Here is a 12,167-nt window from a genome sequence, read left to right on the forward strand (position 1 = left end):
CTTCGTCTTGCCGCCGCCGCGAAGGGCGGACTCAGACCTGCTCGGTCACGGCCTCGGCGTCGAGGGTGACCGCGACCGCGTTGACCACGGCGGCGATCTTCAGCGCTTCCTGGACGGTCTCGCGCGGCACGCCCTCCTTGCGGAGCACCTGCTCGTGCGACTCCAGGCAGCGGCCGCAGCCGTTGATCGCCGACACCGCGAGCGACCAGAGCTCGAAGTCGGCCTTCGGCGCGCCCGGGCTCGCCATGATGTTCATCCGCAGCCCGGCACGCAGGTTGCTGTACTCGGGGTCGCCGATGAGGTGCAGCGCGCGGTAGTACACGTTGTTCATCGCCATGATGGCCGCGGCGGCCTTGGCGGCGGTGAACGCCTCGGCGGAGAGCCGGCTCTTCGCCTCGGGCTCCAGCTCACGCAGCACCTTCGGGCTGCGCGAGGCGATCGCGCAGGCCAGCACGGTGCCCCAGAGCGTCTGCTCGGGGAGCTTGGAGTTGCCGACGACCGAGCTCAGGTTGAGCTTCAGGTCCTTGGCGAACTCCGGGAGTTCGGCCTTCAGGACGTCGAGACCCATGCGTCAGCCCGCCATCAGCGCGGCGGCGTCGAGCGTGTCGCCGCCCTTCTGCCAGTTGCAGGGGCACAGCTCGTCGGTCTGCAGGGCGTCGAGAACGCGCAGGACCTCGTCGGGGTTGCGGCCGACCGAGCCGGCGGTGACCATCACGAACTGGATCTCGTTGTTCGGGTCGACGATGAAGACCGCGCGGTCCGCGACACCGTCGGCGTTGAGCACGCCGCACGCCTCGGCCAGCTCGCGCTTGATGTCGCTCAGCATCGGGAACGGCAGGTCGGTCAGGTCCGGGTGGTCCTTGCGCCAGGCCAGGTGCACGAACTCCGAGTCCGTGGACACGCCCAGCACCTGCGTGTCGCGGTCGGCGAACTCCTCGTTGAGGCGGCCGAACGCGGCGATCTCCGTCGGACACACGAAGGTGAAGTCCTTCGGCCAGAAGAAGACGACGCGCCACTTGCCGTCGTACGACTTGTTCGTGATCTGCTCGAAGGCCTTGTCGGCCTCGATCGACACGACGCCGGTCAGGTCGTACTCGGGGAACTGGTTACCGACAGTAAGCACTGGGTCTCCTCCGCGCTGGTGCTACCGGCCCGCTTCGCGGCGGCCGGTCGGACGTACGCGGATCACCGTGCCATGTTTTCATTGATCAGTGAAATAGCCTGTTGCCGAACGTTTGATAGGGAGTAGTTATCAGTACCCGTACGCCCACGATCGCCCAGCTCAAAGCCTTCGCGGCGGTGGCCGACCACCTGCACTTCCGCGACGCGGCGGCGGTCGTGGGGACCAGCCAGCCGGCGCTCTCCAGTGCGGTCGCGGCCCTCGAGGAGGCCCTCGGGACCCAGCTCGTGGAACGTACCACGCGGCGTGTCCTCTTGACGCCGGCCGGAGAAAGGGTCGCCCGGCATGCACGGAGAGTGCTCGACGCCCTCGACGACCTCGTCGACGAGGCCGAGTCCGCGCGCCGCCCCTTCACCGGCCCGCTGCACCTCGGCGTCATCCCGACGGTCGCCCCGTACGTCCTGCCGACCCTCCTGCGGCTGGTCCGCGACGAGTACCGCGAACTCGACCTGTACGTCCACGAGGAACAGACCCACTCCCTCCTGGACGGCCTCGCGGCGGGACGACTCGACCTCCTGCTGCTGGCCCTGCCGGCCGGCGTTCCCGGCGTCGACGAGATCCCCGTCTACGACGAGGACTTCACCCTCGTCGTCCCCGAAGGACACCCGCTCGCCGGATGCCAGGGCGTCCCGCGCGCCCAACTCCGCGACATGGACATCCTCCTGCTCGACGAAGGCCACTGCCTGCGCGACCAGGCCCTCGACGTCTGCCGTGAAGTGGGCGCCGCCGAAGCCGGCGCCACCCGCGCGGCGAGCCTCCCGACCCTCGTCCAACTCGTCGCCGGCGGCCTCGGCGCCACCCTCCTCCCCGAAACCGCCATCGGCGTAGAAACCCGCCCCGGCTCCCGCCTGGCCGTAGCCCGCTTCACCGACCCGGCCCCCTACCGCCGCATCGGCCTCGTCCTACGCGCCAGCACCGGCCGCGCGGCCGAGTTCAGCCAACTCGCCGAATCCCTCCGCCAGTCGATCGCCGACCTGCCGGTCCGGGTGGTGCGGGGCTGACGGGTTCCGAGTGCGCGGTTCGGTCAGGAGGCTGCTCGTCCGCTGCGGTTCCTGGCGAAGTAGTCGGCGACCTGGATCAGTTCGGGGTCCATGATGATCGCGAACCGTTGTGCGTCGGTCAGAGGCAGCGGCGTGCTCAGGTTCGGCGCGAGATAGGCGTCGCCGACAATGATCATGGTTTGTCCGAAGGTGAGCATCGACTGAGCGGGCGACCACTTCTGGTGGTTGATGGTCGCGTAGTCACCATTCGGCAGTCGGCTCTCCGTGCACGTGACGCCGGTTCCGGCCGCGAGTTCGGCGTTGTCTCCGGTCGGACACATGTGCCACGGCGAGTGGTTGGCGGACGGTGGCTCGCCGGTCGCAGCGTTTACGGACACCCCGTACCGCACGTTGTCGAGGTGCACGATGAACTCCGGCATGCCGTCCACAACCTCGATGCTGTTTCCGGGCGGCAGCAGTCTGTGCAAGATGTCCGCCATCCGCTGCTGGTAGACGGCGAACAACGGCGTCCCCGCGCCGATCAGGGCCGCATTGCCGCTGGTATTGGGGAGCGGCCGTTCGACGAGCGGGTACGTCGCGGTCGGCGGGGTCAGCTCGGTCAGCTGCGTCAGCCACGGTCGCGGCGCACTTGAAGGCTGCGCGGCCGCGGTCTGTCCGGTGTCGCCGCGCATGAACCGAGGGACCGCGACCGCGGTGCCGGCGACGGCGGTCGCGATGCTGAGGCTCACGACAGCGGTGAGCAGGCGTACTCGCCGCCGACGTCGACGCCCCTCCACCAGCGCGCCGGGTACGAGGTCGGTGGTCGGCGGCAGGGCATGGACGGACTCGGCCATGAGTGCCTTGAGTCGAGCGCGCTCGATGGGGGGCGTGTCCATGCTCAACCCTCCGTCGCGTAGAGGTCGGCGTCTTCCCCCAGCAGCTCGCGCAGTTGCCGCAGTGCGCGCGTGCACGTGCTCTTGACGGTGCCGGGGCGGCAGTTCATGGACGCGGCGACCGCCTCGATCGGTTGGTCCTCCCAGTAGCGGAGTACGACCATCGCCCGCGCCTTCGGGCTGAGGGCTGCGAGCGCCTCCACCAGAGTGACGCGCAGATCGGGCCTGTCGGGCCCGACCGGTGGTGTGATCGGCGTGTGCAACTCGCGTTCGCGCCTGCTCGACCGCTGTTCGGCCAGGAACGTGCGGGTGAGCACGGTCTTTGCGTACGCGTCGATGTTGGTGGCCCTGCTTGCCTTGCGCCAGTACTGGAACAGCTTGGCCAGGGTGGTCTGGGTCAGGTCCTGTGCGCGGTCCGCGTTACCGCAGAGCAGGAACGCCGTGCGGTAAAGCTGCTGCTGGCGGGCTCTCGCGTAGGTCTCGAAGTCGGACGCTTCCCCGCGTGGTTCTTCAGCCGCCATTGAGGGCCCCACAACGGTGATTCCTCACGAGCGGACTCCTGAAGGCGGCGGTCCGGCTCGGACGATGTTCTCGTCGGGGACGGCAAAACCCAGCGCATGGGTGTTTTCCGCCGAGAAGTCCAACAGCTGCATGAAGCGGGGGTCGGAGACGATGGCCGCGAGGCGGGCCCCGTCGACCGGGAGGGCTATGGGCTCCCCTGGGCCTCCGCCTATGTCGAGCATGAAGGACTGATCGCGGTACGTCCCTTCAGCGCTGATGTGTTGTTCCGGGTGAACCAGGTCGAGGTCGTTCGTCCAGACGGTGAACGTCTCGCCGTTCGGGAAGACCCCTTGGTGGCAGACCCGTGGGAAATTCAGGGCGCGGTTGCCGGCGTCGAGGTCGGCGCACGTGGGGTCTGGTTTCGAGGGCTCCTTCGTACCGGGCGGCAGGCGTGGGTCGGGGGGAAATGTCTCTGCCCCGAATTGCACGTGCAAGGTCTCGTGTTCGGAGGCCAGTATGAAAGATCCGCGCCCGGTCAGGGTGATCCCTCCGGCAGACGGGGGGAGGAGCGTGTGCAGCACGTCGGCGAGCCGCTGGTAGAACGCGAATTGGAGCTCCAGTTGTGAGCGTCGCAGCCACCAGCGTTTGCCTAGAGGTGGATTGCGCGGCGCCGGTAGGTCCACCGGATAGGCCTTCGTCGGCGGAACGAGGCGTGCGCCCTTCGGCCATGCGTCAGGGTGCAGCGGCATGTCCGCGGTCATGCCGGGAAGGAGCGGATCGTCCTGCTTTTTGCCTGATGGCTGAAGGACCACGATCCCCGCAGCGGTGAGTACACCTGCTGCTACCAGGGCGGCCGCGACCAGCGAGATGCGTCGGCCGTGCCAAGGCCAGGCACCACTTAGGGGCGTGTCGTCGTCGTCATCCTCGTCGATCGGCGCGTCGAGATCGATGACGTCGCCTGACCAGTCGTCGGCGGCCTCACGTCGTGTCACTGCTTCCCCCGGAGGCGTTCCTGAGGGTCGGCAGGTTATCCGACGGTCAGTCACGTGGGCGATGCGGTCCGCCTGTTGGTTTGGCACCTCGGGTCAGACGAGGGCCGCGTACAGCTCGACGTCTTCGCCTAGGCGGGCGCGGAGTTGGCGGAGGGCTCGGGAGCAGCTGCTTTTTACGGTGCCCGGGTGGCAGTCGAGGAGGGCGGCCACCTGGTCGATCGGGAGGTCGTCCCAGTAGCGGAGGACGATGACCGCGCGGGACTTGGGGGTCAGGGTGGCCAGGGCGTCGATGAGGGTGACGCGGAGGTCGGGCTGGTCCGGGGCGGTGGGTGGGGCGACGCGGGTGTGGAGGGCGTCTTCGCGGCTGCGGGTGCGTTCCTCGGCGAGGTAGGTGCGGGTCAGGACGGTCTTGGCGTACGCGTCGATGCTCGTGGCGCGGCTTGCCTTGCGCCAGTGTTGGAAGAGCTTGGCGAGGGTGGTCTGGGTGAGGTCCTGGGCCCGGTCGGTGTCTCCGCAGAGCAGGTAGGCGGTGCGGTAGATCTGCTGTTGCCGGGACCGTGCGTACAACTCGAAGTCCCGTGTCTCCTGCGTCGGCATGTGCTCCCCCTTCGCGACACCCTGTTCAGAGCGGAGTCGGCGCGGAAGGGTTGCATAACGTTTTCGCCAAGCACGAGGAGCGGGTCAGGTCAGGAGCGGGCTGCCTGCGGATCGCCCGGAGCAAGGTGATGGGTCACCAGATATTGGGCCAATTGCAGGAGTTCGGGCGTCGATATGAGGGCGATGCGCTCGGCGTCGGTCAGCGGGAGCGCGTCGGTGGAGGCCGTGGAAAGCCGCAGGTCGCGGATCGTGAGCAGCGCTCCGCCGTAGTAGACGTTCGCGGTCGTTGGTGTCCCTTCCGTATGCCGCACGAAGACCGCTTGACCGTTGCGCAGCACGCCGGTGGTGCACGTGTACGGCCTGCCCGCGGGGTCGACGCCCTTCGGAGTGCATGCGGGCAACGTGGTCAGGGTCCAGGGCGAGGTCGGCGTCATGCTGACGTCGAGGCCGTAGCGTTTGCCGTGCAGTGTGACGACGAATTGCAGGAACTGGCCGTGCACGATCTCGACGGTGTTGTCCGCGTCGGGGAGGGCCTTGTGCAGCACGTCGGCGACCATCTGCTGGAAGAGCTCCTGCTGCCTGAGCTGTTCGCCGGACGAGCGATTTGCCCAGGACGTGCCCGCCGTGGGAGCGGCCGTCGGATACGGCGTCGGCAAGGCGGTCAGCGTGGGTAGTTCGGGGAGCCAGGGCACTGCCGCGTAAGTCGTGGCCGCGCGGCCGGGCGGGGTGGCGCTCGCGCCCTCGGGAAATACGGACAGCAGGGCGGGCACGGCCATGGCGGCCGCCGCTGCGGCTGCTGCGGCGGTCGCCAACAGCGTCGCGCGCCGTTTGCGGCGACGGCGCAGGCCGTCGACGATCGCAGCGGGCACGAGATCCGGGAGTGGCGGAAGTCCTTCCGTGCTCTCGGCCATGAGCGTGTGCAGCGCGGGGAAGCCGTCGGCCGTGGCGCGGTTGGGGCGTCGTGCGGCGTGCGCGGGTTCACCGGGCACGGCTGACGGACGGGTCACGTCAGGCCTCCATCGTGTGGAGGTCGATGTCCTCGGGCAGCAGTGTTCGCAGCCGGGACAACGCGCGGATGCACGTGCTCTTCACCGATTCCGGTTTGCACGACAGCGCCTCCGCGACTCGGTCGATCGGCAGGTTCTCCCAGTAGCGAAGCACCACCATCGCACGGGCGTTCGGGGTGAGTGTGTGAAGGGCGTCGAGCAGTGTGACACATGTTTGCTCGTGGTCGACGGCGTTGGAGTGCCGCTCGAACATGTGTCGCCGGGACCGCTCGGCGGCGATGTACGTGCGCGTGAGCACGGTTTTGGCGTAGATGTCGATGTCGCTTGCACGAGTTGCCTTGCGCCAGTGCTGGAACAGCTTGGCGAAGGTGGTCCGGGTCAGGTCCTGGGCACGTTCGGCGTCGCCGCATAGCAGGAACGCCGTGCCGTAGAAGCGCTGTTGGCGGGCTCGTGCGTATGCCTCGAACTCCTGTACCGCGTACGTCGACATCGGTTCCCCCTCAGGACGCCCTGGTCACTGCGGATCGTCGGAGAAGCCCATGTAGTAACCCGACCGAAGCATGTCGTAGTGCGCGGCGCGGAAGTCCAGGAGCTGGACGAAGCGCGGATCGGTCACGACGCGGGCGATCCGCTCGGGGTCGGTGATCGGCAGCGGGAAAGGGCCGCCCGGATCGGAGCCGATCGAAAACTCGGTGACGAGGCCGCGGTAGAGGAAGAAGCATCCCCAGTTCGCGAGCTTGTCGGGTGCGAGCCCAGCGATTCCCTGGGGGTACACGGCGATCGGCGTTCCGTCGGGAAGGCGGGCCGTCGTGCAGCCCGGACGCGAATTGCTGTTCTGGTCGATGCAGTTCCCCTGGGCCCTCACCATGTCCATGGTGTGCCGCCCGAAGTCGTCCATCCGGAACCAGACCAGGATGCGCCGGCCCTGGTGGAGGAGCTGGTACATCTCGCCGTTGTCGTCGTAGATCTGCACCGGGCCGAGTTCGTCAGGCAGCAAGGCGTCGAGGACCTCGGCCGTCTTCTGCTTGTAGGCGTACTGGAACTCCCATTGCTCACGTGTCCAGTTCGGTGGCTCCGCCGCGCCCGGTTCGGGGTGCACCAGCGGGTACACCTTGGTCGGCGCGGCCAGGGGGCTGTCCACCGGCCAGTTCTTGGGCTTGAGGGGCATAGAGGTGGAGAACCGCTTGGTGGGGCCGGAGTTGTCGTTCCAGTGCAGGACGGTGACGACGGTGGCGGCGCAGGCGAAGGCGGTGGTTGCGGCGAGGGCGATCAGTGGGCGGGGGCGGCGCCACCACGGAGTTCCGGGTGTGGGGTCGAGGGTGTCGTCGTCCGGCTCCGGCTGGTCGTCCAGGTCGATGACGTCGTACGACCAGGTGTCCGGACTCTCGGCCTGTGTCATGCCCACCCCCGTGCGCCGGGTGCGACGCCGGGCGCACCCGCAGCTGACGCTGCATCACTACCGTGGCCCGGAACTGTAGTTGGTTACGGAGTGGAGGTGCACGGCGGGGCGGGGAGGGCAGCGGCCGGCCGCGGCTGAGGACAGGGCGGCGACGCGGACGGCGGCGACGACGGCGACGAGGCCGGTTTCGGTGTGTCCGTGTTGCCGGTCAGGAGGGCGGGGACGGTGACCGCGCCGATGATGATCGCGCATATCGCGTTCGCGGCGACGAGGAGCCGTGATCGGCGGCGTAGCCGGATGCCCAGGGCGATCGCGCCGGGGACGAGGTCCGGTAGTGGTGGCAGGTCGTCGACCGACGACCGCATGAGGCACTGCAGCACCGATGCGTCCACGTGTGCGTTCCCCCTTCGCGTCACCCTGTCCAGAGCGGAACCGCGGGGAGAAGGTTCCAACGAAGTGGTGGTCGGAATTCGGGCGGTGGGGTGGTGTGCCGTGATCAGCCTTGCAGGGCGGCCGTCATGCGGGCGGTCATCTCGTCGAGGATGGGGCGCGAGGTGGCGAGGTTGAGGCGGACGAAGCCCTCGCCGACGTCGCCGAAGCGGCGGCCGTCGTAGAGGGCGACGCGGGCCTTTTCGAGGAAGAAGGCGGCGGGGTCGGCGAGGCCGAGGGCGCGGCAGTCGATCCAGGCGAGGTAGGTGCCTTCCGGCGTGCGGTGGTTCAGCCGGGGGTGGCGGTCAAGGGCGGCGGCGAGGGCGCGGCGGTTGCCGTCGAGGTAGGCGACGGTTTCGGCGAGCCACGGGCCGCCGTGGTCGTACGCCGCGATCTGGGCCGCGATGCCGAGCGTGGTCGCGCCGTGCCGGGCGATGTCGGGCAGCGACCACCAGGTGGCGGCGGTGCCGGCGTCGCCGAGGACGACCTGGGCGCACTTGAGGCCCGCGAGGTTCCAGGCCTTGGACGCGGAGGTGACGGTGACGCTGTGGGCGGCCGCGGAGGGGTGGATGGACGCGTACGGGATGTGCGTCTCGCCGGGCATGACCAGCGGCGCGTGGATCTCGTCGGCGATGACGCGCGCGCCGTAGAAGTCGACGATCCCGGCCAGTTCGAGCAGTTCGGGGCGGGTGAAGACGCGGCCGACGGGGTTGTACGGGTTGCAGAGGATGACCGTGCGGGCGCCCTCGGCGAGTGCGCGGGCGATGGCGTCCATGTCGAGGATCGGCCGGTCGCCGGGGACCTCGGCGGTCGTCAGCGGTACCGGGACCACCGGGCGCTTCGACCGGGCGACGACGTCGAAGAACGGCGGGTAGGCGGGGACCGGCACGATCACGCCGGAGCCGTGCGGGGCGAAGACCTCGAGCGCGAGTTCGATGCCGCGGACGACGTCCGGGACGAGGCCGACGCGGGACGGGTCGACGTGCCAGTCCCAGGTGCGTGCCGCGTACGCAGTGAACGCCTCGGGGAGCCCGGTGCCGGCGTCGTCGTCCGGGTAGCCGAAGTCCTCGCGGGCGACCGCGTCGAGGATGGCCTCGCGGATCGGGTCGGCGACCGCGTAGTCCATCTCGGCCACCCAGGCGGCCAGGACGTCGCTTTCGACGGCCCGCCACTTGACGGTCCGCCGGCGGCGCAGCGCGGATATGTCGACATCGTCGTGCATGCACATAGTCTGCACGCCGCGGCGCGGCTGCTGAACCGTCGGGTAACACGCGATATGCAAGCGGAGGTGGCGCCGGGCCGCTCAGCCGCCGGGCGCGGAGCGGGCGCGCGCAGCGGATGACGCCGTCCCGCGGCCGCGTGGCCGCCGCGGTGCCGCCGTACGCTCCCGGCCATGACAGTTGTGCTGAACGACACGGTGCGCAAGCTCCTCGGCGCCCCCAATCCCGGCGTCCTGGCCACCCTCAACCCCGACGGCTCGCCGCAGACGTCTGTGGTCTGGGTCACCCTCGACGGCGACGACGTCCTGGTCTCCACCGAGGCCGGCCGCCGCAAGGACCTCAACGTGCGGGCCGACGGGCGCGTGAGCCTCACCGTGTACGACACGGCCAACCACTACAGCTACGTCGAACTCCGCGGCCGCGCCACGGTGACGGAGGACGCGGGCCGCGCGGTCACAGCCCGCATAGCCGACGAGTACGCGGGCCCGGGCGCGGGCCAGGAGTACCTCGACCTGCCGCCGGAGAACGTCCGCGTCATCATCCGCATCACTCCGGAGCGCGTGTCGGGGAACGCGGCGCGATAGGGCCGTGCCCGGGGCGAACGCCGGCGCGTGTGTCGTGCGGAACGCCTTCCGCACGGCCGCTCGTTCGGTGGCGCCGTCCACCCTTGCCCGGCGCGTCCCCGGCGGCTGGGTCAGGCGATCTGGGGTGCCGCGTCCCAGCCGTCGGGGAGGGTGGGCAGCGGCCAGGCCGGGTCGGGGCGGAAGTTCTCCCAGCCGCCGTTGAAGGGCGGGCCCCAGGCGCGGACGACGTCGACGGCGCGGTGGCCGTGGCCGTAGATGGCGTCGACGTCGGCGTCGGTGAAGCGGCCGGCTTCGCGGCTGGCGGCGAGTTCGTCCTCGTCCTTGAAGTGCCAGCGGCGGTCGGGGGTGACCCATACATCGAGGACGAGGTCCTCGGTGTCGACCCCGCCGGACCAGCGTTCGCGGGGGCGTTCGAGGTTCACGTACCAGCCGTTGAGGCGCCAGTCGGCACCCCAGAAGAGCCAGACCGACCACGGCTCGTCGGGGCGGGCGAGCATGAGGACGCCGCCGCCGAACCACTCCTGGACGGCCGGGATGCGGCCGAGCCGGAAGCGGCGGTCGACCGGGACGGTGCGGATGTCGGAGCCGTCGGGCAGCACCGGCTTGACGCGGCGGGTGCCGCCGGCGAGCCAGACCGCGAGCTGGTCGGGTTCGTCTTGGACGACGGTCACCGGACGGCAGTCGAGCACCCTGCCGTTCCTCAGGTACCGCCACAGGATCTGGTCGCCGGGGGCCCAGGCCTCCGGCCGTTCGCGCTGAGCGTCATCGGCCTCCGTCATGCGGGGATGTTACGGCCGAGGGTGGGGTGGCGGAGGGCTTCCGCCAACCGGTTACTTCGCGCGGCCGGTGTTTTGACCGCTTTGTGGTGATTTGCTCATCCGGAATTCACGCGTCTGTGATGTTGTGGGGCGCGCTTTCCGCGCCCTCGGGGCCGTGCCCTACGGGTGCGTCATCCGCAGCACGTCGAGCGCCTCGTCGAGCTGCTCCTCGGTCAGCCGCCCCTCCGCCACGTGCCCGCGTTCCAGGACGACCTGGCGGATCGTCTTGCGCTCGGCGAGCGACTGCTTGGCGATCGCGGCGGCCTCCTCGTAGCCGAGGTAGCGGTTGAGAGGGGTGACGATGGACGGGGAGCTCTCGGCGTACTCGCGCAGCCGTTCGACGTCGGCGGTGATGCCGTCGACGGTGCGGTCCGCGAGCAGCCGGGCGACGTTGGCCAGCAGCCGGATCGACTCGAGCAGGTTGCGGGCGATCACCGGCAGCATCACGTTGAGCTCGAAGTTGCCCGCGGCGCCGCCGAAGGCGATGGCCGCGTCGTTGCCGATGACCTGGGCGACCACCTGCCCGACCGCCTCCGGGATCACCGGGTTGACCTTGCCCGGCATGATCGAGCTGCCCGGCTGCAGGTCCGGCAGGTGGATCTCGGCCAGGCCGGTGCGCGGCCCCGAGCCCATCCAGCGCAGGTCGTTGGCGATCTTGTTGAAGCCGACCGCGATCGTCCGCAGCTGCCCGGACAGTTCGACGAGCGCGTCGCGCGCGCCCTGCGCCTCGAAGTGGTCGCGGGCCTCGGTGAACGGCAGCCCGGTGGTGGTGGCCAGCACGTCGACGACGCGGGCTGAGAAGCCGGGCGGGGTGTTGATGCCCGTGCCCACCGCCGTTCCGCCGAGCGGGAGTTCGGCGACCCGGGGAAGGACGGCCTCCAACCGTTCGACGCCGTACCGGACCTGCGCCGCGTACCCGCCGAACTCCTGGCCGAGGGTGACCGGGGTGGCGTCCATCAGGTGCGTGCGCCCCGACTTGACGACGCCGGCGAACTCCTCGGCCTTGCGCGACAGCGCGTCCGCGAGGTGGTCGAGCGCCGGGACCAGGTCGTGGGTCACCGCGGCCGTCGCGGCGATGTGGATCGAGGACGGGAACACGTCGTTGGAGGACTGCGACGCGTTGACGTGGTCGTTCGGGTGCACGTCCCGGCCGAGCAGCTCCGAAGCCAGCGTCGCCAGGACCTCGTTCATGTTCATGTTCGACGACGTGCCCGACCCGGTCTGGAACACGTCGATCGGGAACTGGTCGTCCCACCGCCCCTCGACGACCTCGGCCGCCGCCTCCTGCACCGCCGCCGCGAGGTCCTTGTCGAGGACGCCGAGCTCCGCGTTGACCCCGGCCGCGGCCGCCTTGATCCGGGCCAGCGCCGCGATGTGCGCGTGCTCCAGCGTCCCGCCGGAGATCGGGAAGTTCCCGACCGCGCGCTGCGTCTGCGCCCGCCACTTGGCGTGCGCCGGGACGCGGATCTCGCCCATCGAGTCGTGCTCGACGCGGTAACCGGTCGGGTCGTCGGTCGAATCGCCGGCGCGGGTGGTGCCGTCGCTGCTCATGACTTGCTGCCTCCGG

General features: G+C 69.8%; 15 protein-coding genes. 2 read left to right on the plus strand and 13 right to left on the minus strand.

Going from position 1 to position 12,167, the window contains the following annotated elements:
- Nucleotides 1-31: 31 nt before the first annotated feature.
- Together ahpD and QI554_RS22145 are read right to left on the minus strand one after the other, a co-directional pair.
- The gene (ahpD, locus tag QI554_RS22140) at nucleotides 32-568 is read right to left on the minus strand and encodes an alkylhydroperoxidase, AhpD family (protein ID WP_281471922.1); all 537 of its coding nucleotides are present in this window, start codon (nucleotides 566-568) and stop codon (nucleotides 32-34) included.
- Nucleotides 569-571: 3 nt separating this feature from the next.
- Nucleotides 572-1,123, minus strand: a complete 552-nt coding sequence (locus QI554_RS22145) for a peroxiredoxin (RefSeq protein ID WP_281471923.1) — start codon at nucleotides 1,121-1,123, stop codon at nucleotides 572-574.
- Nucleotides 1,124-1,251: 128 nt separating this feature from the next.
- Here QI554_RS22145 and QI554_RS22150 point away from each other — a divergent pair, with 128 nt between their 5' ends.
- Complete coding sequence (locus QI554_RS22150; RefSeq protein WP_281471988.1) at nucleotides 1,252-2,181, plus strand: LysR substrate-binding domain-containing protein; 930 nt, start codon at nucleotides 1,252-1,254, stop codon at nucleotides 2,179-2,181.
- A gap of 23 nt (nucleotides 2,182-2,204) precedes the next feature.
- Here QI554_RS22150 and QI554_RS22155 read toward each other — a convergent pair whose 3' ends face one another.
- The 9 genes from QI554_RS22155 to QI554_RS22195 all read right to left on the minus strand — a co-directional run bounded on the left by QI554_RS22155 (nucleotide 2,205) and on the right by QI554_RS22195 (nucleotide 9,200).
- On the minus strand, nucleotides 2,205-3,056 hold the full coding sequence (locus tag QI554_RS22155; protein WP_281471924.1) for a hypothetical protein: 852 nt from the start codon (nucleotides 3,054-3,056) through the stop codon (nucleotides 2,205-2,207).
- Between the two features lie 2 nt (nucleotides 3,057-3,058).
- Entirely contained in the window at nucleotides 3,059-3,574 is a 516-nt protein-coding gene (locus QI554_RS22160; RefSeq protein ID WP_281471925.1) for a SigE family RNA polymerase sigma factor, read from the minus strand.
- Between the two features lie 24 nt (nucleotides 3,575-3,598).
- The gene (locus QI554_RS22165; protein WP_281471926.1) at nucleotides 3,599-4,546 is read right to left on the minus strand and encodes a hypothetical protein; all 948 of its coding nucleotides are present in this window, start codon (nucleotides 4,544-4,546) and stop codon (nucleotides 3,599-3,601) included.
- Between the two features lie 93 nt (nucleotides 4,547-4,639).
- Nucleotides 4,640-5,143, minus strand: coding sequence for a SigE family RNA polymerase sigma factor (locus QI554_RS22170; RefSeq protein ID WP_281471927.1), 504 nt, complete (start codon nucleotides 5,141-5,143; stop codon nucleotides 4,640-4,642).
- Nucleotides 5,144-5,232: 89 nt separating this feature from the next.
- A complete protein-coding gene (locus QI554_RS22175; RefSeq protein WP_281471928.1) occupies nucleotides 5,233-6,150 on the minus strand; it encodes a hypothetical protein in 918 nt (305 codons plus the stop codon).
- 1 nt (nucleotide 6,151) lies between these two features.
- Complete coding sequence (locus QI554_RS22180; RefSeq protein WP_281471929.1) at nucleotides 6,152-6,640, minus strand: sigma factor-like helix-turn-helix DNA-binding protein; 489 nt, start codon at nucleotides 6,638-6,640, stop codon at nucleotides 6,152-6,154.
- A 24-nt stretch (nucleotides 6,641-6,664) separates the two neighbouring features.
- Nucleotides 6,665-7,549 (minus strand): hypothetical protein, encoded by an 885-nt coding sequence (locus tag QI554_RS22185; protein ID WP_281471930.1) that lies wholly within the window; start codon nucleotides 7,547-7,549, stop codon nucleotides 6,665-6,667.
- 83 nt (nucleotides 7,550-7,632) lie between these two features.
- On the minus strand, nucleotides 7,633-7,941 hold the full coding sequence (locus tag QI554_RS22190; RefSeq protein WP_281471931.1) for a hypothetical protein: 309 nt from the start codon (nucleotides 7,939-7,941) through the stop codon (nucleotides 7,633-7,635).
- A 104-nt stretch (nucleotides 7,942-8,045) separates the two neighbouring features.
- Nucleotides 8,046-9,200, minus strand: a complete 1,155-nt coding sequence (locus QI554_RS22195) for a MalY/PatB family protein (protein WP_281471932.1) — start codon at nucleotides 9,198-9,200, stop codon at nucleotides 8,046-8,048.
- Between the two features lie 171 nt (nucleotides 9,201-9,371).
- On the opposite strand from QI554_RS22195, the gene QI554_RS22200 reads away from it, so the two are divergent.
- Nucleotides 9,372-9,782: a PPOX class F420-dependent oxidoreductase gene (locus QI554_RS22200; RefSeq protein WP_281471933.1), complete on the plus strand. Its 411-nt coding sequence runs from the start codon at nucleotides 9,372-9,374 to the stop codon at nucleotides 9,780-9,782.
- 110 nt (nucleotides 9,783-9,892) lie between these two features.
- On the opposite strand, the gene QI554_RS22205 is transcribed toward QI554_RS22200, so the two are convergent.
- On the minus strand, nucleotides 9,893-10,561 hold the full coding sequence (locus QI554_RS22205) for a ribonuclease FAU-1 family protein (RefSeq protein WP_281471934.1): 669 nt from the start codon (nucleotides 10,559-10,561) through the stop codon (nucleotides 9,893-9,895).
- 159 nt (nucleotides 10,562-10,720) lie between these two features.
- Entirely contained in the window at nucleotides 10,721-12,151 is a 1,431-nt protein-coding gene (locus tag QI554_RS22210; RefSeq protein WP_281471935.1) for a class II fumarate hydratase, read from the minus strand.
- Nucleotides 12,152-12,167: the final 16 nt, after the last annotated feature.

Source organism: Yinghuangia seranimata, assembly GCF_029953285.1.
In the GTDB taxonomy this organism is placed as follows: Bacteria; Actinomycetota; Actinomycetes; order Streptomycetales; family Streptomycetaceae; genus Yinghuangia; species Yinghuangia seranimata.

Excerpts from the sequence above, each read along its gene's own strand:
- QI554_RS22185 (WP_281471930.1), bottom strand. The coding sequence starts at position 7,549 with ATGACACAGGCCGAGAGTCCGGACACCTGGTCGTACGACGTCATCGAC.
- QI554_RS22195 (WP_281471932.1), bottom strand. The coding sequence starts at position 9,200 with ATGCACGACGATGTCGACATATCCGCGCTGCGCCGCCGGCGGACCGTC.
- QI554_RS22205 (WP_281471934.1), bottom strand. The coding sequence starts at position 10,561 with ATGACGGAGGCCGATGACGCTCAGCGCGAACGGCCGGAGGCCTGGGCC.
- QI554_RS22180 (WP_281471929.1), bottom strand. The coding sequence starts at position 6,640 with ATGTCGACGTACGCGGTACAGGAGTTCGAGGCATACGCACGAGCCCGC.
- QI554_RS22155 (WP_281471924.1), bottom strand. The coding sequence starts at position 3,056 with ATGGACACGCCCCCCATCGAGCGCGCTCGACTCAAGGCACTCATGGCC.
- QI554_RS22160 (WP_281471925.1), bottom strand. The coding sequence starts at position 3,574 with ATGGCGGCTGAAGAACCACGCGGGGAAGCGTCCGACTTCGAGACCTAC.
- QI554_RS22210 (WP_281471935.1), bottom strand. The coding sequence starts at position 12,151 with ATGAGCAGCGACGGCACCACCCGCGCCGGCGATTCGACCGACGACCCG.
- QI554_RS22200 (WP_281471933.1), top strand. The coding sequence starts at position 9,372 with ATGACAGTTGTGCTGAACGACACGGTGCGCAAGCTCCTCGGCGCCCCC.
- QI554_RS22170 (WP_281471927.1), bottom strand. The coding sequence starts at position 5,143 with ATGCCGACGCAGGAGACACGGGACTTCGAGTTGTACGCACGGTCCCGG.
- ahpD (WP_281471922.1), bottom strand. The coding sequence starts at position 568 with ATGGGTCTCGACGTCCTGAAGGCCGAACTCCCGGAGTTCGCCAAGGAC.